Annotated in this window: 28 protein-coding genes; 11 read left to right on the top strand and 17 right to left on the bottom strand. The window is 58.0% G+C overall.

Going from position 1 to position 22,505, the window contains the following annotated elements:
• Positions 1-10: 10 nt before the first annotated feature.
• The 5 genes from D3871_RS17640 to D3871_RS17660 form a co-directional block, all read right to left on the bottom strand.
• On the bottom strand, positions 11-238 hold the full coding sequence (locus D3871_RS17640) for a hypothetical protein (RefSeq protein WP_119770412.1): 228 nt from the start codon (positions 236-238) through the stop codon (positions 11-13).
• A gap of 80 nt (positions 239-318) precedes the next feature.
• On the bottom strand, positions 319-726 hold the full coding sequence (locus tag D3871_RS17645) for an MmcQ/YjbR family DNA-binding protein (RefSeq protein WP_119770413.1): 408 nt from the start codon (positions 724-726) through the stop codon (positions 319-321).
• Positions 727-810: 84 nt separating this feature from the next.
• Positions 811-1,401, bottom strand: coding sequence for a hypothetical protein (locus D3871_RS17650; RefSeq protein WP_147376839.1), 591 nt, complete (start codon positions 1,399-1,401; stop codon positions 811-813).
• 277 nt (positions 1,402-1,678) lie between these two features.
• Positions 1,679-2,851: an IS91 family transposase gene (locus tag D3871_RS17655; RefSeq protein WP_119770415.1), complete on the bottom strand. Its 1,173-nt coding sequence runs from the start codon at positions 2,849-2,851 to the stop codon at positions 1,679-1,681.
• 3 nt (positions 2,852-2,854) lie between these two features.
• Positions 2,855-3,703, bottom strand: a complete 849-nt coding sequence (locus tag D3871_RS17660; protein WP_119770416.1) for a site-specific integrase — start codon at positions 3,701-3,703, stop codon at positions 2,855-2,857.
• Positions 3,704-3,945: 242 nt separating this feature from the next.
• Here D3871_RS17660 and D3871_RS17665 point away from each other — a divergent pair, with 242 nt between their 5' ends.
• Positions 3,946-5,031: an IS110 family RNA-guided transposase gene (locus tag D3871_RS17665; protein ID WP_119767376.1), complete on the top strand. Its 1,086-nt coding sequence runs from the start codon at positions 3,946-3,948 to the stop codon at positions 5,029-5,031.
• 290 nt (positions 5,032-5,321) lie between these two features.
• Here D3871_RS17665 and D3871_RS17670 read toward each other — a convergent pair whose 3' ends face one another.
• The gene (locus D3871_RS17670; protein WP_147376840.1) at positions 5,322-5,621 is read right to left on the bottom strand and encodes a hypothetical protein; all 300 of its coding nucleotides are present in this window, start codon (positions 5,619-5,621) and stop codon (positions 5,322-5,324) included.
• A gap of 256 nt (positions 5,622-5,877) precedes the next feature.
• Between D3871_RS17670 and D3871_RS31705 the strand changes: the two genes are divergently transcribed.
• Positions 5,878-6,102, top strand: a complete 225-nt coding sequence (locus D3871_RS31705; protein ID WP_420799675.1) for a phage integrase N-terminal SAM-like domain-containing protein — start codon at positions 5,878-5,880, stop codon at positions 6,100-6,102.
• Between the two features lie 83 nt (positions 6,103-6,185).
• Entirely contained in the window at positions 6,186-6,587 is a 402-nt protein-coding gene (locus tag D3871_RS17680; protein ID WP_119770419.1) for an FKBP-type peptidyl-prolyl cis-trans isomerase, read from the top strand.
• 331 nt (positions 6,588-6,918) lie between these two features.
• On the opposite strand, the gene D3871_RS17685 is transcribed toward D3871_RS17680, so the two are convergent.
• The 4 genes from D3871_RS17685 to D3871_RS17700 all read right to left on the bottom strand — a co-directional run bounded on the left by D3871_RS17685 (position 6,919) and on the right by D3871_RS17700 (position 9,554).
• Positions 6,919-7,140 carry a hypothetical protein gene (locus D3871_RS17685; RefSeq protein WP_119770420.1) on the bottom strand — a complete coding sequence of 74 codons (222 nt, stop codon included), beginning with the start codon at positions 7,138-7,140 and terminating at the stop codon, positions 6,919-6,921.
• Positions 7,137-7,559: a VOC family protein gene (locus tag D3871_RS17690; protein WP_119770421.1), complete on the bottom strand. Its 423-nt coding sequence runs from the start codon at positions 7,557-7,559 to the stop codon at positions 7,137-7,139. Before D3871_RS17690 ends, D3871_RS17685 begins: the two co-directional genes overlap by 4 nt.
• 9 nt (positions 7,560-7,568) lie before the next feature.
• Positions 7,569-8,036 (bottom strand): helix-turn-helix domain-containing protein, encoded by a 468-nt coding sequence (locus tag D3871_RS17695; protein WP_119770422.1) that lies wholly within the window; start codon positions 8,034-8,036, stop codon positions 7,569-7,571.
• A gap of 600 nt (positions 8,037-8,636) precedes the next feature.
• Positions 8,637-9,554 carry a LysR family transcriptional regulator gene (locus D3871_RS17700; protein ID WP_233575702.1) on the bottom strand — a complete coding sequence of 306 codons (918 nt, stop codon included), beginning with the start codon at positions 9,552-9,554 and terminating at the stop codon, positions 8,637-8,639.
• Between the two features lie 107 nt (positions 9,555-9,661).
• On the opposite strand from D3871_RS17700, the gene D3871_RS17705 reads away from it, so the two are divergent.
• A complete protein-coding gene (locus tag D3871_RS17705; protein WP_119770423.1) occupies positions 9,662-10,309 on the top strand; it encodes a glutathione S-transferase family protein in 648 nt (215 codons plus the stop codon).
• Between the two features lie 16 nt (positions 10,310-10,325).
• On the opposite strand, the gene D3871_RS17710 is transcribed toward D3871_RS17705, so the two are convergent.
• Positions 10,326-10,889: a flavin reductase family protein gene (locus tag D3871_RS17710; protein ID WP_119771418.1), complete on the bottom strand. Its 564-nt coding sequence runs from the start codon at positions 10,887-10,889 to the stop codon at positions 10,326-10,328.
• Positions 10,890-11,073: 184 nt separating this feature from the next.
• On the opposite strand from D3871_RS17710, the gene D3871_RS17715 reads away from it, so the two are divergent.
• Positions 11,074-11,481 carry a hypothetical protein gene (locus D3871_RS17715; RefSeq protein ID WP_119771419.1) on the top strand — a complete coding sequence of 136 codons (408 nt, stop codon included), beginning with the start codon at positions 11,074-11,076 and terminating at the stop codon, positions 11,479-11,481.
• A gap of 34 nt (positions 11,482-11,515) precedes the next feature.
• On the opposite strand, the gene D3871_RS17720 is transcribed toward D3871_RS17715, so the two are convergent.
• Both D3871_RS17720 and D3871_RS17725 read right to left on the bottom strand, forming a co-directional pair.
• On the bottom strand, positions 11,516-12,226 hold the full coding sequence (locus D3871_RS17720; RefSeq protein ID WP_119771420.1) for a glutathione binding-like protein: 711 nt from the start codon (positions 12,224-12,226) through the stop codon (positions 11,516-11,518).
• A gap of 245 nt (positions 12,227-12,471) precedes the next feature.
• A complete protein-coding gene (locus D3871_RS17725) occupies positions 12,472-14,181 on the bottom strand; it encodes a methyl-accepting chemotaxis protein (protein WP_233575703.1) in 1,710 nt (569 codons plus the stop codon).
• Positions 14,182-14,420: 239 nt separating this feature from the next.
• Here D3871_RS17725 and D3871_RS17730 point away from each other — a divergent pair, with 239 nt between their 5' ends.
• From D3871_RS17730 to D3871_RS17740, 3 genes are all read left to right on the top strand, one after another.
• A complete protein-coding gene (locus D3871_RS17730) occupies positions 14,421-15,455 on the top strand; it encodes an RNA methyltransferase (protein WP_119770425.1) in 1,035 nt (344 codons plus the stop codon).
• 67 nt (positions 15,456-15,522) lie between these two features.
• Positions 15,523-16,746: an RNA helicase RhlE1 gene (locus D3871_RS17735; protein WP_119770426.1), complete on the top strand. Its 1,224-nt coding sequence runs from the start codon at positions 15,523-15,525 to the stop codon at positions 16,744-16,746.
• Positions 16,747-17,037: 291 nt separating this feature from the next.
• Positions 17,038-17,265 (top strand): hypothetical protein, encoded by a 228-nt coding sequence (locus D3871_RS17740; protein WP_119770427.1) that lies wholly within the window; start codon positions 17,038-17,040, stop codon positions 17,263-17,265.
• A gap of 13 nt (positions 17,266-17,278) precedes the next feature.
• Here the strand turns inward: D3871_RS17740 and D3871_RS17745 are convergent, their stop codons facing one another.
• On the bottom strand, positions 17,279-18,232 hold the full coding sequence (locus tag D3871_RS17745) for a homocysteine S-methyltransferase family protein (RefSeq protein WP_119770428.1): 954 nt from the start codon (positions 18,230-18,232) through the stop codon (positions 17,279-17,281).
• 147 nt (positions 18,233-18,379) lie between these two features.
• On the opposite strand from D3871_RS17745, the gene D3871_RS17750 reads away from it, so the two are divergent.
• Positions 18,380-19,411, top strand: a complete 1,032-nt coding sequence (locus D3871_RS17750) for a GlxA family transcriptional regulator (RefSeq protein ID WP_119770429.1) — start codon at positions 18,380-18,382, stop codon at positions 19,409-19,411.
• Between the two features lie 17 nt (positions 19,412-19,428).
• Here D3871_RS17750 and D3871_RS30530 read toward each other — a convergent pair whose 3' ends face one another.
• Positions 19,429-19,737 (bottom strand): hypothetical protein, encoded by a 309-nt coding sequence (locus D3871_RS30530; RefSeq protein WP_199724898.1) that lies wholly within the window; start codon positions 19,735-19,737, stop codon positions 19,429-19,431.
• Here D3871_RS30530 and D3871_RS17760 point away from each other — a divergent pair.
• Positions 19,715-19,981 carry a DMT family transporter gene (locus D3871_RS17760; protein WP_233575704.1) on the top strand — a complete coding sequence of 89 codons (267 nt, stop codon included), beginning with the start codon at positions 19,715-19,717 and terminating at the stop codon, positions 19,979-19,981. The two genes, D3871_RS30530 and D3871_RS17760, sit on opposite strands and share 23 nt — an antisense overlap.
• A gap of 181 nt (positions 19,982-20,162) precedes the next feature.
• On the top strand, positions 20,163-20,480 hold the full coding sequence (locus D3871_RS30295; protein WP_158597970.1) for a hypothetical protein: 318 nt from the start codon (positions 20,163-20,165) through the stop codon (positions 20,478-20,480).
• 130 nt (positions 20,481-20,610) lie between these two features.
• On the opposite strand, the gene D3871_RS17770 is transcribed toward D3871_RS30295, so the two are convergent.
• Together D3871_RS17770 and D3871_RS17775 are read right to left on the bottom strand one after the other, a co-directional pair.
• Positions 20,611-21,228, bottom strand: coding sequence for an IMPACT family protein (locus tag D3871_RS17770; protein ID WP_119770432.1), 618 nt, complete (start codon positions 21,226-21,228; stop codon positions 20,611-20,613).
• 184 nt (positions 21,229-21,412) lie between these two features.
• Complete coding sequence (locus D3871_RS17775; RefSeq protein WP_119771405.1) at positions 21,413-22,498, bottom strand: IS630 family transposase; 1,086 nt, start codon at positions 22,496-22,498, stop codon at positions 21,413-21,415.
• Positions 22,499-22,505 lie beyond the last annotated feature (7 nt).

Here is a 22,505-nt window from a genome sequence, read left to right on the forward strand (position 1 = left end):
TCGCACCAGCTTACAAAGGTGCTGTCGTCCTTATCACCGTAACGCGGCTAATGAGGAACTCACCATCCACTACGGTTCTATGAGGAACCCCGACGACGTTGAATCCCGGTCCGCCGTCATCGAGCCAGCGCTGCGCCATAGGATCGAATTCCTGTGGTTTCAAGCGAAGCATCTGCGCGCTAATGACAAACTGCGCGCCTGCCTTATGCTTTTTAACCAGATCATCAATTGCAGCCATACATTACCCTTTCGCTCACATGACCACTGATCATAAAGCAATTTATTTAAAGGCTGATTTCCATATGTTTAACGCCTATGTCAAACGGGGCCTTGGGGCAGCGTCGGCATGGACGCGGTGTTGTTAGGCCGCTCATTGACAATTGCGAGCTGCTGCCGCTTTGTCAGGCTACCGAGCGCCTTTTTGTAGGACCACATGATCAGCTCTTGGAGATAGTCTGGCGGGATAGTACGGACGTCGACGATCGTGACCCAATGAAACCGAGCCATGTAACGCGCCGGCTTGATGCCAGGAACATTGGTTAGTTCAAGAAAGCGATCTGGCGTAGTACGAATACTAAAACGCCATTTTTCAGGCTCGCTGGTCTTAAAGTACGCGAACTGCTTGTCTCCAACTGTATATGCGAGAACGTTGCTGGGCGGGCCGAACACTTTCGACGATGCTCCAGGATAGCGGCTGCAATGTTCTTTTACAGCGACAACATCCATATTCGTTCCTTTTATGGTTTAACGATTAAGGTTAGATCGTGATTGCGAAGCGAGCCACGATCTAACCTTAATCGTTAGAGCGCATTAATCGAAGCCGCACGGGAACTCGATCCGTGCGACGAGGATGCTAAGCGCTTGACGGAAACTGGTGATCGCCTCCGCATAGGCGCGTACATCAAATTTTTCGAACTCCATAAACGGCTTACCTTTCGTGTCCGTCAGATAGCGAAATCGTTGATCGTGCGTTCGCTGATACTCCTCCATGGTTCCGGGGAAGAGGCCCTCGTCCGCCGAAAGAACTTGTCGAGAGAATGGCACCTCGAGCCAATGATGCTCCTGCGGATACAGCAATACGTATTGAGCGTACAACTGGTCGAGCCGATGAGTGGCTAGTGGCGGTTGATTTGTAGCAACACCGATAGCCCCCTTTAAGTACAGCTCGGCAGCATGCCGGCATAGGTGGAGTACAACGCGCGTACTCGTGAACTGGCGAGTGAAGTCATCGGTAACCAGAGCGTCGGCGAGTACCTCTGCACCTTCGGCGTACGCGTTTGCGAGCCACAGCATTTGTCCCGCCGATGTGCTGCCTGGCACCCAGGGATCGATTGGTTCAGGTTGCTCGCCCATGCGCTCTAACGAATAGAGTTTATCTGTCGCTCCAGCAGCGTCAGTCAAGGGCTGCGGCGCGGCAGCGGCAGATAAACGCTGTTGGACTGAACCGCCAACTTCGGCGGTGGTTAGGGGGATTGTAAGCCGGGCGGGTGTTGGTTTGGCAAGGGAATCCGGTGCCGGCCGACCATTTCTCTTGTTTGATACATCTGCCGACAAGCAGGCAGATGTCGATGGCCTCCGGCCGTGTGTTGATCGTGCCTTGATTTTGCCGGACCGGACGAGCCCCGCCCTGGCAACGTCGCTTGCCATCCCAAGGGGTGATGGAATTCTTGGGCAGCATTCATGGCGGTCCTGTCGAGCAAGCATGCCACCGGCTGGGCGCGACCACTTCCATCAATCGCATTGCGGGCTGTCCGCAATGCGGGCAGCAAGCCAGCGCCTGTCCGGTTACCCTGCGCAAGAACGCATCGACTGTTTCAATGATGGCGGCGTCTGGTTCGGGCGCTGCCAGTGCCTGCCGGCATCGCGCCAGCTGCCTGTGCTTGTGAACGCTGGCGAGAATGCCGTAGTGCCGGATGCGCTTGAATCCCAACGGCAGTACATGCAGCAGGAAGCGGCCGATGAACTGTTGTGCCGGCAGGCGCTCTATGCGCTTCTTGCCCGGATTGGCGTTGTCGCGCACCCGGAAGGCGACGGTGCCATTGGCCATGCTGACCAGCCGCTCGTGGGAGATGGCAACCCGATGCGTGTAGCGCGCCAAGTACTCCAGTACTTGAGCCGGACCGCCCAGCGGCTGCTTGGCGTACACCACCCAGTCGTGCCGGCGTAACTCGCGCAGCAACTGCCGCCATGCCGCGTCGCTGGTGTTGGCATCCTGGTTCAAGCGCCCTTGCTCGCGCGCCTGGGTAAGCGCATCAATGAACTTCCCGCGAAACACCTTCGACAGCGCCTTGACCGGGAACAGGAAGCCGCGACGGCTGCTCACCCACTGCCCGTCCGGCGTCAATGCACCACTTGCAACCAGTGCATGCACATGCAGGTGCCGCATCAGGCTCTGCGACCAGGTATGCAGCACCAGCGAGAACGCGAGCTTGCCGCCCAGCCAGCGCGGGTTGCCGCCGAAGGCGGTCAACGTGGCGGCTGCCGACGCGAACAGGATGTCGGTGATTGCCCGGAAGTGATGGCTGGCCACGCCATTGAGCGCATGCGGGATGGTAAAGACCAGATGGGTGTAAGGCACCGGCAGGAGTTCGCGATGCCGGTTCGCGATCCATTGTTCCTTGGCGCGTGTCTGGCAGCGCGGACAGTGGCGGTTGCGGCAGGAATGATAGACGTGCCTGGTCGTGCCGCAGGCGGCGCATTGGTCGACATGCCCGCCCAGGGCCGGGGTACGGCAGGAGACGATCGCACGCCATGCCTTGGCTTGCGATCGGGCGAGCGCATGCGTGGCAAGGTAGCCTTGCCCGTGCAGGCGGAAAATATCGGCCAGTTCGGTGCGGCCGCAGCCGGCCACGTTCTACTGCTTGTTCTTCAGCGCCGACAGCAGGTCCAAGGGGGAGTTGGTCTTTGCCTGCTGCTGCCGCAGATGCAGATAGCGTGCCGTGGTCGTGATCTTGTCATGACCCATCAGGCGCCCGATGGTGTGGATGTCGACGCCGGCTTCCAGCAGGTGGGTGGCGAACGCGTGCCGCAGGCTGTGAATGCCGCCCACCTTGTGGATGCCGGCGCGTCGTTTGGCGCGGTAAAACACCTTCTGCGCCTGCGAGACATCGATGGGGCCGCTGCCATTGCGTTTGGCAAACAGCCAGTGCCGTGGCCGCTCTGCCCGCCAGTATTGGCGGAGCGTTTCCAGCAACGCGGGTGACAAGAGCGAATAGCGGTCGCGGCCTCCCTTGCCGCCTTCGATACGCAGCATCATGCGTTCGCTGTCGATGTCGTCTACCTTCAGCGCACAAGTCTCTGAAACCCGTAGCCCTGCCGCGTACGTCGTCATCAGCAGGGCACGGTGTTTGAGCAGCAGGCAGGCGTCCAGCAGGCGAGCGACTTCATTGGGCGACAGGATCTCCGGGAGCTGGGCGGCGCTCTTGCGGGCCGGGATGCAGCAGTACGTATCAGGCTGGTGCAGCGTGGTGCGGTACAGGAAGCGCAAGGCGCAGGCAGCCTGGTTGGTGCTGCTCCAGGCCAGCTTGCGGTCCTCGATCAGGTGCAGCAGGTAGCACTGGATCTGGTTCTGGGTCAGGTGCGCGGGCGACTGATGGTAGTAGTCGGCAAGTTGCTCGACCACCGCCAGATAGGTCTTCTGGGTGCGTTGGGCCAGACCGCGCAATTGCATGTCGGCGATCATTTGCTGACGAAGCGGGCTCATGATGCTCTCCTCGAATGAACCGGGAACATTCCCAAGTCCAGCGTAGGAGACTTGCTCATCGAGCACGATCCTTCGTTGCGCGTCTTGCCACCGCGCAGCGGTTTAGTTCAACACCTGAATTAAGCCGAGCCGCGAAGCGGCTTCGGCTTGAATGATGGGATGGACTCCCTCCGTCTTTTTGCGCCAAAGTAGGCGTACTGGTTCACGTGGAGACGGGAATCAGTTAACGAAAGGAGCCCACTATGAATGCTACTACTGTGGCCGTCGATCTGGCCAAATCCGTCTTTCAGCTCGCCGTGGCCAATTCCTCCTGGCATGTCATTGAACAGCACCGCCTGACCCGCAGCCAGTTCGAGCGCTGGTTCGTCAATCGTAATGTTTCCCTCGTCATCATGGAATCCTGCGGTTCGGCTCACCACTGGGCGCGCCAGTTCAATGCCCTGGGCATTACCGTCAAGTTGCTGCCTGCGGCCTACATCCGCGCCTACGTCAAGCGCAACAAGACTGATGCCGCTGATGCCTGTGCCTTGCTCGAGGCCGCCCGCTGCGCCGACATCGTACCCGTCAAGGTCAAGTCGATTGAGCAGCAGGCGCTGCAAGGGTTGCATCGCACCCGCTCCCTGTGGATGGGCACCCGCACCTCGCGTATCAATGCACTGCGCGGTTTCTGTCGGGAATTCGGTATTTCCGTTACGGCTGGCAGCCGCAACGGCCTGGAACAAATCAGCCGTGTCCTGGCCGATCCGAATTCCGCTGTTCCTGTATTGATCCGCGGCACCATGAAACTGCTGGTCGAAGAAATCCACCTGCTCGAAGCGCGCATCGCGCAACTGGAACGCGAACTGACTGAGCTGGCCAGGCACAGCCCTGCCTGCACCACTCTGCTGTCGATCCCCGGCGTCGGTCTGCTCACTGCCACCGCCATGGTTGCCGCCACCAGTGGCAACGTCGAACACTTCCGAGATGCCCGCCACTTCGCCAGCTGGTTCGGCCTCACACCCAAGGAATACTCCTCCGGCAGCAGCCGCTCTCTCGGCCACATCTCCAAGCGCGGCGACCGCTACCTGCGCATGTTGCTCACCCACGGTGCCCGGTCGATACTGCGTGCCGCCAGTGTTGCACAGGCCGCCGGCAAGCGCATCGATCACTTGCGAATTTGGGCGCTCACTGTTCAGGGAAGGTCGAACCACAACAAGGCCACCTGTGCGCTGGCCAACAAACTCGCTCGCATTTGCTACGCGACGCTGCGCGACGGGGAACCCTATACCGGAACGGTGACGCGCATGAGCAAGAAAATGGAACGCACTGCTTACGCGATGCCAGCCTGAATCGATTGGACCACGTTTGACCCACCCGCCTTTGCACAGAGATTGATCGCCCATCATGGCACACCGGGACGCACCCACACCGCTTGACGCCGATAACTCTTCCGGCAGCTTCACGCCTGCCGCTTGTATCGATTGGCGCAGCGGTGACGCAGATTCCATGTCGGCACGGACCAAAAAAGAGTCCACTTCAGATGCCGGATATACGACTGCAGGCTTATCCCTCATGTCATCCCTGTCGATCAGTCCCTTGTACTTCGGAGGGAGTCCATATATGAATTGTTAGACCGCAACTACCTAAGCTCCTGACAGTAGTACGTTCCCGAAATCGCAGATAGAGATGGATCTTTGTTGTACGGCTCAATAAGCGACTTGCAAACAGCCATGTTGTCACGGTAGCCATGGATGGTGGCGAGGTATGAGGCAACGCCAGCAGCGCTCTTTTTGAGCGCTGCTGCGTAGTTGCCATCGACTTTGTGCTTGTGAAAGAATGCCTCAAGGTCCTCATTTGAGATCGAGCTACCGGTTGTGACCGTTACTCTGGTACAGCCGGTGAGCACAACGGCTGCACAAATGAGCATTGCGACTTTCATACCCCCCTCCCTGGACTGTCACATGCGGCCTAATTAGGTTTCATCGGCGTAGTCAGCCGGTTAAACCAGTGTGCTGCCTGATAAACCATTTCGCATGATCCTCTGGAAGATGCATGCTGCCTAGCATACAGCCGAACACCGTTCAAATATACAGCATTAATTAATCGTGAAAAACGTCACCTAAAATACTGCCTCGAAGCGGCCTCCAAAGCTGCTCGATTAGGCACGATGTTACCCCAGGGACAAACACGATAGTCTGCATACGGAGCGCGTCTACATGTATTGGGCAAGATGGTATATCCGCTTCCATGGACTACACCATCCCGTCGATATGGGAGCGCCGAAAATCCATGCCTTTCTGTCGTACTTGGCTAACGAGCGTCAGGTTTCCATATCAACCCACCGGCGGGAGATCAAACGCGCCGTGCTCGCTGCCAAACTGTCCAAGCACGCATCGCTCCATACACATCGCAGGCCATAGCGGATTCGTGTACCTCACGGGGTAAAATGCGGCTGTTGAACCATACCTTCCCGTCATATCGTCTCTTCTTAAGGACAATTCAAATGCGCATCGTCGTTTCCCTGCTGGCCGCATTATTCCTTACCCCTGCAGTAGCTGCAGACCGTCAAAAAGAAACCTTGCCGTCTGGCGTAGGTATCGAGCATGTTTCGGCTGGCAGCGGCCCTCACCCGAAGGCCTCGAATGTCGTGAAAGTACATTATCGCGGCACATTGGAAAATGGATCTGAATTCGACAGTTCATATAAGCGAAATGCACCTGCCACTTTTCCGCTTTCCCAGGTGATTCCGTGCTGGACGGAAGGAGTCCAACGGATTCAGGTTGGCGGCAAAGCCAAGTTGACTTGCCCCGCCAAGACTGCCTATGGATCGCGCGGCGTACCCGGCACTATTCCCCCGAATAGCACGCTGACTTTTGAAGTGGAACTTCTCGCCATTGAAAAGTAAGCGAAGCTTAGGCATCGCATCCGCTTTGCGGTGCCTTCACTGCAAGTATCAACCCGTTCGATACAGCGCCATGGTCAAGACAATAGGAAACCCATGTGCTGAACGGCGAGCAATCTGCGTATTCCGGTGTTCGTACGCAGCTACTTCGACATCGGGCGCATTCAGACCGGTGCTCATGAGCGCCGTCAGTAAAGTGCGCAACTCCGGACATTGCCGATAGTCGGTCAACCGACAGAACGCGATCCTTAGCCGTCTATGCGTTTTCCCGTAAGCAGACGCTTCACGTTTGAGTTAAGCCGCGCCGCGAAGCGGCGTCGGATTGAACCAATTGTCAGGCGCGTGGCCTGCTGCGCCACTTAGTCATATATGGCAGCGCGAACAGGTATAGGCCTGAAAAAAATTGAAGAAAGAGCGGTGGCAGCGGGGAGTATGTTATCCACGGCGGCGGCTCGGCCGGCTCCACTGCCCTCGCCACGAAGTTGGCAATTACAGTCACGGTGAAAACGATGGACAGCCAGCGGTGGCTCTGTCGAGTCCAGTTTTTCCAGTTCATTGCGACTCCTGCTTGGCCGCAACCTCGATCATCTTCCATCCATTGCCGGAAGGATCCCGAAAGCCTGCGTCCACAGTGCCGTAGCGATCCACAGGTGCCTGCGTGAACTCGACGCCGCACTTACTCAGACGTTCGTAAGCAGCACGGCAGTTGTCCACGAAGAGCACGAGTGGCGGCATGGCCCCCTTGGCGACGATCTCTTGCAAAGTCTGCGCGGTTGCCGCGTCATGTACTGGCGGTCCAGGTTTAAACAAGCCGAGCTGAAACGAGGGTTGGTTCGGATGCTGCACAGTCAGCCAACGATAGTCACCGTTACGAACGTCTGTGTGGCAGAGAAACCCCAGCTTCTCGACGTAGAAAGCAAGCGCTTCGTCCTGATCACGTACATACAGACCGACCACATTGATACCTTGAGTCATAGAAACTCCTTAGTTGGATTGGAGCTCCAGTTTGCCAGAGGCTTCTATTCGTCGCTTCTCCAAAACTGCGATATTGAGGTTTGGCCGATGTGCATTGCGCATGAAGCACTCGGGCATATGCACCCCCACATGTGGAACCGACCGCGCACGCGCTCGAAGCTCCCCTGGGCTCCCACCGGTGATGTCACGGAAGATGCGCCCAAAGGTACCAAGACTGCTCCAGCCGGTTTGGATTGCGATCTCCGTAATAGGCAGATTGGTGTCGCGGAGTAGCGCTGTGGCTCGCTCAATACGACGCGTGAGCAGGTAGCGGTGTGGGGGCACGCCGAAAGCCTTCTTGAACTCGCGAGTGAAGTGCGCCGCCGAGACCGCGCTCACTTCCGCTAACCGGTGAATGGGCCACTCCTCATGGGGTGCCCCGTCCATGTGATCTTTCGCACGCAACAAGCGCCTCAGTAGCTTGGGACTCTGACTCATCCTATCCTCGCGCCTAACTGTTAGTCATATGGAAAGGTTGTGGTGGCATGCACCGCGACGGTCTGGTGAGCACAAAAGCAACCTTTTCCAAAGTTGTTGTTTTTAAAAAATAGTCAACATGGCCCAAATTATACGGGCACTTGTTGCAGGGTCAGGTTCACCGCTTCAAAAGCACACCCAGGCGGTGGTTTCGGTCAAGGGAAATTGACGTATTGTATATATTGTATAAACCGTTTGCCTGCTCATGGGCCGGTAGGAAATCCATGGAAGTCACCGCCAACGTCCGCTTCAAGGAGCCGCGGATCGCCGTCTAGCGGCTGGAATTGGCCGCCTGCCGCCGCTCGGTATGTTGAAGTGATCGGCCGGCGTACTTTCATAACCAGCCTCTGTTTACATTGGATACCATCCCCGTAATGACGGCTGCATAGGCACGAGATGATTACGGTGCCGGACTGGATATCTACGGGCTATTGAAATCAGTGAATACAAAATACTGAACGAAGTGCCGACGGCCCACCGTCATACGCACCGCGCGCCCATCGGAAATCCGAGCACGGTGCCGCACAAAATTCCACGCGCTGTGACCTGGCTCGATCAGTTTCAGCCTGACTGTGCCGTCGATGGCGCCGCTACCCTGGAAGAAAAGAAATCAAGAAACGCCTTGACCTTTGCCGGAAGCTGATGGGTCCTGGCTGTTACCGCATAGATGCCCGGAAGGTCGTGCGGCGATTTCACCGCAAAACACTCCAGCACCGGAACAAGAACGCCTCGCTCCAGATCTTTCGCGACCAGCCATGACGGCTGTCTGGTCAGCCCCTGCCCGGCACGAGCCCAGGCCAGCAGTGCATTCGATTCGTTGCTTTGCAGGGTACCGCGCACCTGGACCGCCTGCACCTCTGTTCCAGCCTGAAAATCCCAGTACACCGGTTGCAGATCGTGCCGGTACAGCAGGCACTGGTGCCGCGCCAGATCCGACGGCTGCTCGGGTATCCCGTGCGCCGACAGGTAGAGCGGACTCGCGCAGACCACACGCGAATACCGCAGCAGCGGGCGCGCGATCAGTTCCGAGTCCTTCATGAAGCCGACGCGGATGGCAAGATCGATGCGGTTTTCGATCAGGTCGATGAAGCGGTCGTTGACCTGCAAGTCAAGTTCGATCAGCGGATAAGCCTGCGAAAACGCATGCAGATACGGATAGATGAAAATCATCGCGACCCCGAGCGGCAGCGTTACGCGCAACAATCCGCGCGGTTCCACGGCAAGGCTTCGTACCGCGTTTTCCGCCTCGGCCGCCTGCTCCAGGATCTGCTTGGCATGCTGGTACCAGAGGCGTCCCGCTTCAGTCAGGTTCATGCGGCGCGTGGTGCGGTCCAGCAGGCGCACTCCGAGCTTCTTTTCCACACGCGCCAGCGTTCCCGTCACTGTGGCGGGCGCCAGCCCAAGCGTGCGCGCCGCGTCGGCCATGTTTCCGGAATCGATGATCTGGCAAAACACCTGCATGCTGAATAACTGGTCCATGTCCCGCGCTTTATTCAATGTCCGTGAATAATGAATTCAGTCTAACCGACTTTATTCATTAATTACGATGAAATAAGCTACGCTCAATGCACAACAGGGAGAAGCACATGGTTCAGCTGGTAATCGGCAACAAGAATTATTCGACATGGTCGCTACGCGCCTGGATATGCCTGCGCAAGGCGGGAATCGCTTTCGATGAAATACGCATCCCGTTATATGAAGACGGCCATAGCGACAAGCTCAAGCGCTTCGGACCGACAGGACTGGTGCCCGTCTATCGGGATGGCGAATTTGCATTATGGGACAGTCTGGCGATTTGCGAATATGTCGCGGAAACCCATCCCCATTTATGGCCGGACGATCGTCTTCAGCGTGCGCATGCACGTGCGATCTGCGCCGAAATGCATTCCGGCTTTCGCGCGATCCGCGGCCAGATTCCAATGAATTGCCGGGCGTCGCACCGGCGCGTCGATTTTTCTCCCGAACTGCGGGAAGAAGTGCGCAGAGTGGAAACGATCTGGTCGCAATGCCGGCAGACGTGCACAGTATCGGGAGACTGGCTGTTCGGGCGCTTCAGCATCGCCGATGCCATGTTCATCCCGCTGGCGTTGCACTTTCAAACCTATGATGTGACGCTGAATGACACCGCCAGCGCTTATCTGCAAACGGTGTTGGATGACGCCGACACAAAGGCATGGGTAGCCGATGCCTTGCAGGAAACCGAAATCATCCAGGAATGCGAAGCCGGCGCCTGATTGCCAGGATGGAGACTTATCGTTCTACGTCGAAGGCCGCTCCAGTCTCGAAAAAATTTCCGCCCGCAATGTAGTGAATACTGCGCGGGCTATCATTTTCAAATATCCAGTGGCCATTGCTGAAGGCCTGCGGATCGGCCCAGGCCGCGACGATTTCGCCGAGAAAGAGATCGTAGCGCTCCTGGATCTGCGGCTCGGGAATGACACGGCATTCCAACCAGCCCAGGCAGCCTTGCAGTAAAGGCGCTGCGATCTTTTCAGCGGCAAACGTGCTCAGGCCATATGCATGAAACTTGTCGACCTCGCGGCCGGATGCCGATCCGACCGCGAGCGTCGCCTGCGCCAGCTGCCGGGATGGAATATTCAGCACGAACTCGCCCGAGGCGTCGACCAGTTGGCGTGTCAGGGTATTGCGGTCAATCACGACGGCGACCTTGGGCGGAGAAAAATCGACCGGCATCGACCAGGCCGCCGCCATCACATTGACGGTATCGCCATGCGCGCTGCTGACCAAGACGGTCGGGCCGTGATTGAGCAGGCGATAGGATTTGGCAAGTTCAACGGGAAGTCGTGTCGACATGGAACGGTTCGGCCGCATTCGGCAAGACGCAAAAACGCAATTATGAACCGGTAGTCAGGATCGCGTTTACCACCGGCCGATTGAGGCGGAGAAAAATCGAGTGCGATCAAGAGCGAGTATGATTGACACGAGGCGAGACTCAAAGCCTCGCCTGTTTTCCGCTAACTTCCTGCTGTCCGATCCGATGATCCCCACGGTTCCTTTTCCGATACGCAAAGAGTGCCCGCCGGGCGCCTGTATCTGCGAGCGCGACCGCTTGCTGGACGATCCGAATGGCGACCTGCGCGTTCTCAGATTGACGCAGCAGGAAGAGAAAAAACTGATCGAACGCATAGAAGCGATAGGCAGCTATGCAGAGCTGAAACATATCGGAGAACGCATGCAGGCGCAGCTAGGCATCGTTCTTCGCATCGCGCCGGGCAGTCGCGAAGTGCGCACTGTACGCGGCTTGACTATCCAGCTTGTAGAGCAGCCCGGCCTGTGCAGGAAAATACGGCAGTCGATTCCATCTGCCGTGCGACGATGCCTGGAAAAAAATCCTGAGATCGTCTATGCAATTCTCGATGCGCACGACCTGTTCGGAGCGGATTGATTTCGAGCCGGCCGGTCATGCGGGAAAAAATGCTCTAAGCGGCATCGCGCTTGGGAATCTCCAGCCCTTTTGCGACCGCCGGCCGCGCGACGAAAGTTTCAAGCACGCGCCGCACATGCGGGAAGTCGGCAATCCCCACCAGATCGCCCGCGCCGTAAAAGCCGATCAGGTTGCGCACCCATGGAAAGGTTGCAATATCAGCGATGGTGTAGCTATCGCCCATGAGCCAGGCACGGTCTGCCAGACGTCGATCCAGCACGGCGAGCAGGCGCTTCGATTCCGCGGTATAGCGATCGCGCGGACGCTTGTCTTCATAATCCTTGCCGGCGAATTTGTGGAAGAAGCCGACTTGTCCGAACATCGGTCCGACGCCACCCATCTGGAACATCAGCCACTGTATGGCTTCGTAGCGACCGGCGCCGTCTTGCGGAATCAGTTGACCAGTCTTGTCCGCAAGATAGAGCAGAATCGCACCCGATTCAAACAGCGTAAGCGGCTTGCCATCGGGGCCGTTCGGATCGAGGATCGCGGGAATCTTGTTGTTGGGATTGAGCGAAAGAAATTCCGGCGATAGCTGATCATTCGCATCGAAGCGCACCAGATGCGGTTCGTAAGGCAAGCCGGTTTCTTCCAGCATGATCGAAACTTTGACACCATTCGGCGTCGGCAGCGAATACAGCTGTATGCGGTCGGGATGTTGGGCCGGCCATTTCTTGGTAATCGGGAAGGCGGAGAGATCGGTCATCAGGAATCCTTTCAGGTCGGTCATGTCGGTTCAGCATGGAAAAGCGAAATATAAACAATCTGACCACGCTTGTCTTTTGACCCGAAAAAACACGTCTACCTGAATCACCTGAAAAAAATCCCCTGCGGCGGAAGCCGGCAGGGGATTTTCATTCAATGCAGCAGTCTTGCGGCATCAAGGCATGGCTTTACGCACTTACCACACCTGCCTGATTGCCTGCGACCGTACGGGGCGGTCGTGCGAGTTTAAAACTCTTCCCAGTCATTGTTGGGATTGCCAGCCGGCGCAGCGATTTTTCGCTTTTCCGGAGCAGGTGCCTTTGCCGCCATCGCAGTGCGCGGCTTGTGCGCAACCCGCACTGCGGCAGCCGGTTTGACAGCCACCGGCGCTGCGACGAAGGACTGGCTCTGCTGCATGCCATCAAGCTTGAACACGCTGACCACTTGCTCCAGATTGGAAGCCTGGTTCTGCATGCCCTGAGAGGCGGCAGCGGCTTCTTCGACCAGCGCAGCATTCTGCTGCGTTACCTGATCCATCTGGTTGATGGCTTGATTGACTTGCTCGATGCCGGCGCTTTGCTCCTGGCTCGCGGCCATGATTTCAGCCATGATGTCGGTGACGCGCTTCACGCTTTCGACGATCTCGTCCATGGTGCTGCCTGCCTGCGTCACCAGCTTGCTGCCGGTGTCGACCTTGTCGACCGAGTCGCCGATCAAGGCCTTGATTTCCTTCGCAGCGGCGGCGGAGCGCTGGGCCAGGTTACGCACTTCCGATGCAACTACGGCGAAACCGCGTCCCTGTTCGCCCGCTCGCGCTGCCTCGACGGCTGCATTCAGCGCAAGGATATTGGTCTGGAACGCAATGCCGTCGATGACGCCGATGATATCGACGATCTTCTTCGCGGATTCGTTGATCGAACCCATGGTGTCCACCACTTGTGCCACAACTTCGCCGCCCTTGACCGCGACCGTGGATGCCGATACCGCGAGCTGGTTTGCCTGGCGGGCATTATCGGCGTTCTGCTTGACGGTGGATGTCAGCTCTTCCATCGAGGTTGCGGTTTCTTCCAGCGACGAAGCCTGTTGTTCGGTGCGGGACGAGAGTTCGAGATTACCCGATGCAATCTCATTCGAGCCGGCTGCAATTGCATTGGTGCCCGAGCGTACTTCACCGATCATCTTGAGCAGGTTGGCATTCATCTGCTGCAAGGCGCGCTGCAATTGTCCGGTTTCGTCATTCGATGTCACCTCGATACGGCTGGTCAGATCTCCGGCCGCAACCGTCTCGGCTACATGCACTGCGGCCCGCAACGGCGCGGTGATCGATGCGGTGATCACGAGACCGAGCATGACGGTTGCCACCAGCACCAGGCCGCCGACCACCAGAATCCACATGGTGGACTGGTCGAACAAGCTTTCTGCGGCGCGGCTTGCGGTATCCACATCAGCTTGCACCGAACGCAGCAAGGTATCCATGTCGGCCACGATCTGGTTGCGCAAGGGCCGGCATTCGTTGGCAATGAACGTGGCCAGGTTGCTTATGGTCGGCTCTGCACGGAGCGGCCGAACGCGATTCAGTTCCTCGGCCATTTTGAGAAAGCCGGCGTTGACCTTTTCAAAATCCTTGTTGCCGCTGAAGTAAGGCGCGGCTTTTTTCAGTTCGGCCAGATAAACCGCCTTGAACGCGTCCAGCTTGTCGAGTTCCCTTTTCGCTTCCGCTTCGTCTGAAATCGCGAGCGCATTCCGGGCCGACAAGCCCGTCTGGGCAAGGGCTTCGCGCGCGGCATACAGGGGTTCCAGTTTTTCGGTGCGGACCTTGTTCTGGAACGCGACTGCCTCGGCAATGCCGCTCATCCGGGAAATCGAAAAGACGATGATGGTGAGCATGAGAAGCGCCAGAATGCCAAAGGCAAGTCCGAGACGCCGACCAATTTTTAGATTCTTTAGTAATCTCAAGGTCCACTCCTATAGTTGTCACGCGAAGTTGTCACGCAAAGAAAAGGCGCAACTACTATTACGTCCATGCCCGGGACGAACTGAATGGTAATTTGCCAACTAAACGGAATTTTTTTAACCGTATTTCATATTTTGCGATGGACTACAAATAAAAGTTGCGAATCTGCCAAGGCAAGAGGCATCGCCGGTTTCACTCCCATTCGATAACGCCCTATCGCAAATCTGGCACAATCGCCCCGATGCATATACATCTGATACGACAGCGCATGCGCGCACTCGGCGCCAAGCCGGAACACGAGCAGCGCGTGTTGCGCGACTGGCTGCAGGCGCGGCCTTACGATCATGGGCGGCGCCGTCCGCAGGATTTTTTGCCGAAATCGCTGCGCGATGCATTACCGGCGCTGGATGATGACTTGCGTGCAATGGCGCGCCTGATCGCCACCCATCCCACGGAAGACGGTTCTGCACGCCTGCTGGTCGGCCTGGTCGATGGCCAGACCGTGGAAAGCGTACTGTTGCCGCGCAATGGCCTGTGCGTGTCCAGCCAGGTCGGCTGCGCGGTCGGTTGTCAATTCTGCATGACCGGCAGGGATGGATTGCTCCGTCAGTTGAGCAGCGGCGAAATCCTGGCCCAGGTCGCGCTGGCACGCAGCCAGCGCGCCGTCAGCAAGGTCGTGTTCATGGGCATGGGCGAGCCGGCGCATAACCTGGATAACGTAATGGATGCGATCGAACTGCTGGGAACCGAAGGCAACATCGCACACAAGAACCTAGTGTTTTCGACTGTGGGGGACCTGCGCGTCTTTGAACGCCTGCCGCAAGGCACGGTCAAGCCGGCGCTCGCGCTATCCTTGCATACCACCAAGCCGGCCCTGCGCGAAAAGCTCTTGCCGCGTGCGCCGAAGCTGACGCCGCAAGAACTGGTCGAACGCGGCGAACACTATGGCCGCAGCACCGCTTATCCGGTGCAATACCAGTGGACGCTACTTGAGGGGATCAATGACGGCGACGATGAACTGGAAGGCATCGTCGATCTGCTCAAAGGCAAATACGCGGTGCTGAACATGATCCCGTATAACACCATTCCCGATTTGCAATTCAAGCGACCGTCGTGGGACCGCGCGCGTGCGATTGCCAGATGGCTGCATCAGCATGGCGTGCTGACCAAGCTGCGCGATTCGGCCGCGCAAGAGGTGGATGGCGGATGCGGACAGCTGAGAGCGCGGGCGAACGCAATGCGGTCGCCGACAATCGCAATTCGTCCGGTGTCCTGATGCCGCCCCGGTTCAGTTGCGACTTGTCCTTTTGTTGTCCTGTTGATTTCAATCTATTCTTTTTCTGATGACATTTGCTTCCCTTGGCCTGATCGAACCGCTGCTGCGCGCACTCGATGCGCTCGACTACCGATCCCCGACCCCGGTGCAAACCGAGGCAATACCGGCCGTACTGGCCGGACGTGACCTGATGGCGGCCGCGCAGACGGGCACCGGCAAGACCGCCGGGTTTGCATTGCCTCTGCTGCAGCGGCTGAGCACCGAAGGCCCGCCGGTATCCAGCAATTCAGTGCGGGCTCTGGTACTCGTCCCCACACGCGAACTGGCCGACCAGGTCCATGAAAGCTTTCGCAAGTACGGTGCCCACCTTTCGCTACGTACCCATGTGGCTTATGGCGGCGTCAGCATCAACCCGCAAATGATGAAACTGCGACGCGGACTGGATCTGTTGGTCGCGACGCCGGGCCGCCTGCTCGATCTGCATCGGCAGAACGCGGTCCGCTTCCGGCAGGTACAGACACTGGTGCTCGATGAAGCCGACCGCATGCTCGACCTCGGTTTTTCGCGCGAGCTCGACACAGTGTTTTCGCTGATGCCGAAACAGCGGCAGACCCTGTTGTTTTCAGCGACGTTTTCCGAAACGATACGGACGCTGGCGGGCACGCTGCTGAACGATCCGCTGCTGATCGAAGCCGACCCGCCCAATACGACCGTGAAAGCCGTCAGGCAATCGGCAATCCCCGTCGACAAGAAGCGCAAGACCGCGCTGTTTTGTCATTTGCTGAAAAACAGGGGCTGGGGCCAGGTGCTGACCTTTGTAAAAACCCGCAGGGGCGTAGAGGAGCTGGTGGAAACCCTGGCGACGCAGGGCATCAGTGCCGACTCCGTGCATGGCGACAAACCTCAGCCGGCGCGTTTGCGCGCGCTCGAACGCTTCCGGAATGCCGAAGTGCAAATCCTTGTCGCGACCGATGTCGCAGCGCGTGGACTGGACATCCTTGATCTTCCTCAAGTCGTGAATTTCGATTTGCCGATCGTGGCGGAAGATTACATTCACCGCATCGGCCGTACCGGTCGCGCGGGCGCTTCCGGAGAAGCGATTTCGCTGGTCTGCGCCGATGAAGTCCAATTGCTGGCGGCCATAGAAGCGCTGACCGGGCAAGTCTTGCAACGCGTCGAAGAACAGGGGTTTGAACCGGAACATCGGGTGCCGCAGACCGATGCGCGCGGACAGATAATTAAAAAGCCTAAGAAGCCTAAGAAACCCAAGCACAAACCCATTGCATCCTGAGCGACAGGGCATCTTGAACCCGCCGATCCGGGAATAGCTTACGCAGCTTTGTATCGATTACACATAGCGTCTCACTCAATTCATCGGAAATGTAAAAATTCTCGTGCCTGAACTGCGCCGATCAACGCCAGTTCAAGCCCTGGCGTCGCTTTCGCCGTGTATTTGCGATACCGGCACACACTTTGCTAATGCCATTGTGTCGCTACTGATTTCAGCATGTCCGCCGCAGAAATGGCAGCGCGACCGCCTTCACGCAAGAGACGCGCGGCACATTCAAATACGGAGAAAAATATGGCGCAAGACAAAGTCGCAATCGCCGCAGTGGATGCGGTAAGCAATCTGTTGCAGGGAATGCCGGACGCATCGGCCAAGGCCGATGCGCTCAACGTGTTAATGATGACCAACTACAACCTGCTGCGCGATGTCGAAGGGGATGACTTTGTCCGCGCATGGCTGCAAACGGCATTGCGTGATCTGGAGAAAAACCCGCCTGTACTAAGTCTGAATACCAGACACTGACACGACAGGTTTTTCAGGCAGCTTCCCGTGCAAGGACGCTGCAGATCGCGTCGACATGACGGTGATCGGTACCGCAACATCCACCGACGACATTCATGCAAGGCAGCAAGGCATTCAGCTTGCCGTACAGGCTGCCCAATTCGTCGGGATTGCCGTCATCGAGATCGCTGGCCTCGTCCAGTTCGGCATGACTGCGGCGCGACGCATTGGCGCGCACGCCATGTATGCGCCGCGCCCATGCATTGCCGCCTTCAAGCGCATGCTCGAAATGGCTGGGATGCGCGCAGTTGATCATGTAATACACCGCATAGCCGCCGGTGTCGCCGTCGACCCGCTCGATTGCGGTTTTGAGCAATTCGCCCGACGGCAGGCGGCCATCGGTTTCCAGCGTAAACGAGATTGCGACCGGCATGGCATACTCCCTGGCCGCGACCACGACGCCGATCGCTTCCTCGACATAATTCATCGTGAACGCGGCCACCATGTCTGCGTCGGTCTGCGCAAAGGTTTCGATCTGCGGTGCGTGATAAGCGCATGCCTCGACGCTGCTCATGCGCTTGTCTGCCCGATAACCGTCGCCGCGCGGCCCAAGGTTGCCGCTGATGACGACGGGAGTGTCGGGCGACTCATAATCGGTGCGGATCCGCAGCATCAATGCAATCGCCTTGCGATTGGCATCGGCCAGTTCGATGCTGCCGTAACCGAGTTTTTGTGCCCAGTCCGAGTTGGCGCGCCAGGTCGGCGCTTCCAGCACCAGTCCGATGCCGTAGCGCCGTGCCATTTGCGCATAACGCCGGTAGTAGTTTTCCAGCACTGCAGTGCCTTCCGCATCCTTGAGCAAGTCGAAGGCAGCGAAATGCGGCAGCTCCATGCCCTGGTGAAAGATCAGCGTGGTTTCGAGTCCGCCATCGGTCATGAATAAGCGGTCGCGTTGCAATTGCGGCAGGCGGTTGCGGTATTTGCTCATGATGCTGCTCCTTTGTGGCTGTTGAGATTGCGTGCGCTTTGCGCTAGTCCGTCCTGTGATGAATAAAAATCCTAGACTATTCATACGGTACTCCTGCCCTGTCTCCGTCACTAAAGCCATTTCGGCAATGAACCGGACAAAACGGCCATGAATCGCCAACAGCCTGCCCGCGTCGCCATCCTGGCCATGCCGGAAACCTCGGCATCGGTGGTCTACGGCATGTACGACATGTTCATGTCGGCCGGCCGAGACTGGAAGTTGATTGTCGATGGGCAACCCGGCACCCCTGTCATCTTGCCGCAGGTTGTGTCCCGTCACGGCGATTGTTTTGTCGCTGCCAACAACGTGAAGATAACGCCCGATGCACCGCTCGCCGCCTGCATGTCCGCCGATGTGATTTGCGTGCCGGAATTAATGGTCGCGCCCGGTGAATCGCTGGATGGGCGATTCCAAGAAGAAATCGCCTGCCTGCAAAGCTGTTATGCAGCGGGAAAACTATTGGCCACCGCCTGCTCCGGCGCGATACTGCTTGCCGAAGCGGGTCTGCTGAACGGCCAGGAAGCTACTACCCATTGGGCCTACTGCGATGTGATGACGCGACGCTATCCGCTGGTCAAGGTGCGCACGCAGCGCGCGCTGGTTGCCTCGGGCGAGGGGCAACGTCTGATCATGGCGGGCGGCGGCACCTCCTGGCTGGACCTGGCGCTGTATCTGGTGGCGCGCCTGACCAGCATCGAAATAGCGATGCAGACTGCAAGACTCAACCTCGTCGACTGGCACGATATCGGGCAGCAGCCTTTTGCCCGATTGGCGCGCACGCGACAAGCCGAAGATGCGCTGATCGCGCGCTGTCAGACCTGGATTGCCGATCATTATGCGGAACCCGCCCCTGTGGCAGCGATGGTGCAATTGAGCGGAATCGCCGAGCGTTCGTTCAAACGCCGGTTCCAGCATGCGACCGGCATGTCGCCGCTTGAATATGTGCATACCCTGCGTCTAGAAGAAGCCAAGCAAATGCTGGAATCGGGCGCGCTGCCGGTGGAGGCGATCGCCAACCAGGTCGGCTATGAAGACCCGGGATTTTTCAGCAGGCTTTTTCGCCGGCATGTGTGTCTGACACCCGCGCAATACCGCAAGCGTTTCGGCACGATGCGAAGCGCGCTGGAAATGCGGCGCTAGAGCAGTTTCACCCTGACTTACCAGGCGAGGCCGAGGCGGTTTGCCTGCGGAACAAGGCGCGGCGACGCGACATGGCGAGCCATGGCAAGGAGACGCAACGCCGTGCCGTGGGCAAAGCGTCCGGGATCGACGGTACAGTCAGGGTGAAACTGCTCTAAAGTCACGGCCGGCGCTTGCGCTGCAGATATCAACACCAGCGCGTACACTTTCGACTCCTTATCATGCAAAACTGGACGAACAGTGAATACAGCCTGGATCATGCTCGCAATGGCCATCGTTGCAGAAGTTATTGCAACAAGCTCAATGAAATTGTCAAACGGATTCACCCGCTTCTGGCCCTCTCTGCTGACCGTCTGCGGTTATGCGATATCGCTGTACCTGCTGTCGCATATCCTGAGGACCCTGGAAGTCGGTATCGTTTATGCAATCTGGAGCGGGGTCGGTCTGGCAGCCGTTGCACTGATCGGCGTACTCTGGTTTGGCGAAACAGTCACTCTGGTCAAGCTGGTTGGCTTGTTTGCCATTCTGGTCGGCGTCGTGCTGCTCAATATTGCAGGACGGACAACTTGAATCAATTTGATTGTAAACGCTCGAACATACAAGGTTTGCAAACAAAAAGTAATTTCATCAAGTCGCCCGAAACTTGGTTGACTTCGTCTTTTTAGAAGCATGAGGGCCGGTTTCTTCGCTTCTGAAATAAGTCGAACAGGGCTAGGATAAGGCCTTTCAATACCGATGTGTTGGAGCAGAAATGCCTGAATATACCGAATGGGAAATCGTCGACAACCCGTCCGCGCAGACTGAACCCAAGTCGCTCCGGGAAATGATGCAAGCCATGCTTGGCCGCTGGTGGCGCTGGAAAATTGCAGGAGCCGGCGCGCTTGGCATTGCTGCAATCAGTCTGTTTTTAATGTTTGCCGGGATTGTCATCGTCGTCATGTCGGTCGCGGGCTTGTTGGTGTTTGCCGCTGCGAAAGTATTGCGATGGATGCATGGTAAGAGCAACGAAAGCAATACCGGCTTGCCTTCCGCACGGCACCACACATGGCAATGGCCGCCGCAACGTTGATACTCCAGTTCCTCATAAGTGCGAATTGAAATAATGCATGCCACCAACTGCTCGAACGAAGATGTGAAACCTTCCTCGGCCAACTGAAAGAGTGCCAAGCCAATATCAAGGAATTGTTTCTCCCTGCGGCTTACCTCCCTAGAGCGCTTTCGTCGCCAGAAAGTCGTGCGCGTCCCTGTGTAAGCTCGGCGACCGCGATCCGCGCAGCATCGAGCTCGGCCGCAGGCAGATCGATCATCAGGCGCACGGCCGGACCGTGCTCCACGCCGATAAGCGAACAAGCTTGTTGCCCTTGCTGCGTTATCCAGCGTCGTACGCGCGCCTCATCGGGATAATCGACTTCCACGCATAAGCGCGTCAGCACGATGCGCTCGATTCGCACAGCCTGCTTCAATGCGGCGGCGACCGCGTCGGTATAGGCGCGCACCAGGCCGCCGGCACCGAGCTTGATCCCGCCGTAGTAACGCACCACCGCAGCCAGCACGCCATCGAGCTCATGATGGCGCAAGACTTCCAGCATCGGTCTGCCGGCGGTACCGGACGGTTCGCCGTCGTCCGACATGCCCGACTGCCCTCCGGCCATCAAGGCCCAGCAGACATGGGTGGCCGCACGGTGTTCCGCGCGCAGCTGTTCCACCACGCGCATTGCCGCAGCGCGGTCGGCGACCGGCAGCACGACGGCAATGAACCGGCTCTTGCGAATATCGAGTTCGGCATGCACGGCCGTGGACAGGGAATAGGTAGTCATGCTGATTGGCGCCTAGTGGGTCATTTGGCAATGGGATACGCAAATAAAAGCGATGGATTTTTGTGTCAGGCTAGGCGCAAAGCACAGCGATAGCTAGTCTATCGCGCGCATTTGCAACGACGCATGGCGCGAAAAGACACGCTTTTATGCGCATCCTGTTGCCAAGTGACCCACCGATGACCCGCTAGTGTAGTGCTTCGTTTTTCTTTGAACCAAGGCGGCGGTTGGCGCGAATGACTTTTTGCAGGATGTCATTGGACTTGGCAGTCCAGACGAAGGGTTTGGGATTTTCATTATGCACAGCGATGTACTCGTCAATGGCGGCAATCAGTTCGGGCACGCTCCTGAACACGCCGCGCTCCAGACGATCGGTCGACAGGCTGCGGAAGAAGCGTTCGACCATGTTGAGCCAGGAGGCGGAGGTGGGAGTGAAGTGCAGATGGAAGCGCGGATGCTTCTCCAGCCACGCCCGCACGGTGGGATGCTTGTGGGTGGCATAGTTGTCGCAGATCAGATGCAGTTCCTTTTCCTTCGGCGTTTCCCGATCGATTTGACGCAGGAAGTCCAGCCACTCGCCATGGCGATGCCGTTGCGCGCAGCGCGAGATGACGGCGCCGTCGAGCGTGCACATTGCCGCAAACAACGTGGTCGTGCCATGCCGCTTGTAATCGTGGGTCATCGTCGCGGCTTTGCCTTTTTTCAACGGCAGTCCCGGCTGCGTGCGATCGAGCGCCTGCACCTGGCTTTTTTCGTCGCAGCACAACACCAGCGCATGCTCCGGCGGACTGAGGTACAACCCGACGATGTCTTCCAGCTTCTCCGCGAATCTCGGGTCGCGGGAAACCTTGAACGTGGCGACCAGATGCGGCTTGAGGCCATGGGCTTTCCATGCCTTGTGGACCGTCGTGTCGGATATGCCCATCTCCGCCGCGAGGGTGCGCGTGCTCCAGTGCGTCGCGCCTTTCGGCGCCGTCTGCGTGGTCAGGCGCACGATCTCGGCGGCGTCAATCCGCCGTTTGCGCCCGCTGCGCGGCAGGTCGCCGTCAATGGCGGCGACGCCGCCTTGCGCGAACCGGCGACGCCACGCGATGACTTGGCCCCGACTGATTTCCATGCGCCGGGCGATTTCATGATTGCCCACGCCGTCAGCCGCCAGCAAAACGATTCGTGCGCGCCGGGCAGCCCGCGCATCGATCGTCTGCGACCTCACGCGGCGCTCCAGTTCACTGCGCTGTTCACCGCTCAACTTGATCGTCGTGGCCTCGTTCATCATTCGC

The sequence above is a fragment of the Noviherbaspirillum saxi genome, assembly GCF_003591035.1.
Lineage (GTDB): Bacteria > Pseudomonadota > Gammaproteobacteria > Burkholderiales > Burkholderiaceae_D > Noviherbaspirillum > Noviherbaspirillum saxi.

What these genes read in the sequence shown, in the direction of transcription:
- D3871_RS17750 (WP_119770429.1), top strand. Translation starts at nt 18,380, where the DNA reads ATGAATCGCCAACAGCCTGCCCGCGTCGCCATCCTGGCCATGCCGGAA.
- D3871_RS17735 (WP_119770426.1), top strand. Translation starts at nt 15,523, where the DNA reads ATGACATTTGCTTCCCTTGGCCTGATCGAACCGCTGCTGCGCGCACTC.
- D3871_RS17715 (WP_119771419.1), top strand. Translation starts at nt 11,074, where the DNA reads ATGATCCCCACGGTTCCTTTTCCGATACGCAAAGAGTGCCCGCCGGGC.
- D3871_RS17705 (WP_119770423.1), top strand. Translation starts at nt 9,662, where the DNA reads ATGGTTCAGCTGGTAATCGGCAACAAGAATTATTCGACATGGTCGCTA.
- D3871_RS17665 (WP_119767376.1), top strand. Translation starts at nt 3,946, where the DNA reads ATGAATGCTACTACTGTGGCCGTCGATCTGGCCAAATCCGTCTTTCAG.
- D3871_RS17740 (WP_119770427.1), top strand. Translation starts at nt 17,038, where the DNA reads ATGGCGCAAGACAAAGTCGCAATCGCCGCAGTGGATGCGGTAAGCAAT.
- D3871_RS17645 (WP_119770413.1), bottom strand. Translation starts at nt 726, where the DNA reads ATGGATGTTGTCGCTGTAAAAGAACATTGCAGCCGCTATCCTGGAGCA.
- D3871_RS17745 (WP_119770428.1), bottom strand. Translation starts at nt 18,232, where the DNA reads ATGAGCAAATACCGCAACCGCCTGCCGCAATTGCAACGCGACCGCTTA.
- D3871_RS17695 (WP_119770422.1), bottom strand. Translation starts at nt 8,036, where the DNA reads ATGAGTCAGAGTCCCAAGCTACTGAGGCGCTTGTTGCGTGCGAAAGAT.
- D3871_RS17700 (WP_233575702.1), bottom strand. Translation starts at nt 9,554, where the DNA reads ATGGACCAGTTATTCAGCATGCAGGTGTTTTGCCAGATCATCGATTCC.
- D3871_RS17770 (WP_119770432.1), bottom strand. Translation starts at nt 21,228, where the DNA reads ATGACTACCTATTCCCTGTCCACGGCCGTGCATGCCGAACTCGATATT.
- D3871_RS17660 (WP_119770416.1), bottom strand. Translation starts at nt 3,703, where the DNA reads ATGAGCCCGCTTCGTCAGCAAATGATCGCCGACATGCAATTGCGCGGT.
- D3871_RS17760 (WP_233575704.1), top strand. Translation starts at nt 19,715, where the DNA reads ATGAAATTGTCAAACGGATTCACCCGCTTCTGGCCCTCTCTGCTGACC.
- D3871_RS17640 (WP_119770412.1), bottom strand. Translation starts at nt 238, where the DNA reads ATGGCTGCAATTGATGATCTGGTTAAAAAGCATAAGGCAGGCGCGCAG.
- D3871_RS17670 (WP_147376840.1), bottom strand. Translation starts at nt 5,621, where the DNA reads ATGAAAGTCGCAATGCTCATTTGTGCAGCCGTTGTGCTCACCGGCTGT.
- D3871_RS17710 (WP_119771418.1), bottom strand. Translation starts at nt 10,889, where the DNA reads ATGTCGACACGACTTCCCGTTGAACTTGCCAAATCCTATCGCCTGCTC.
- D3871_RS17690 (WP_119770421.1), bottom strand. Translation starts at nt 7,559, where the DNA reads ATGACTCAAGGTATCAATGTGGTCGGTCTGTATGTACGTGATCAGGAC.
- D3871_RS17720 (WP_119771420.1), bottom strand. Translation starts at nt 12,226, where the DNA reads ATGACCGATCTCTCCGCCTTCCCGATTACCAAGAAATGGCCGGCCCAA.
- D3871_RS17685 (WP_119770420.1), bottom strand. Translation starts at nt 7,140, where the DNA reads ATGAACTGGAAAAACTGGACTCGACAGAGCCACCGCTGGCTGTCCATC.
- D3871_RS17680 (WP_119770419.1), top strand. Translation starts at nt 6,186, where the DNA reads ATGCGCATCGTCGTTTCCCTGCTGGCCGCATTATTCCTTACCCCTGCA.
- D3871_RS17730 (WP_119770425.1), top strand. Translation starts at nt 14,421, where the DNA reads ATGCATATACATCTGATACGACAGCGCATGCGCGCACTCGGCGCCAAG.
- D3871_RS30295 (WP_158597970.1), top strand. Translation starts at nt 20,163, where the DNA reads ATGCCTGAATATACCGAATGGGAAATCGTCGACAACCCGTCCGCGCAG.
- D3871_RS17775 (WP_119771405.1), bottom strand. Translation starts at nt 22,498, where the DNA reads ATGAACGAGGCCACGACGATCAAGTTGAGCGGTGAACAGCGCAGTGAA.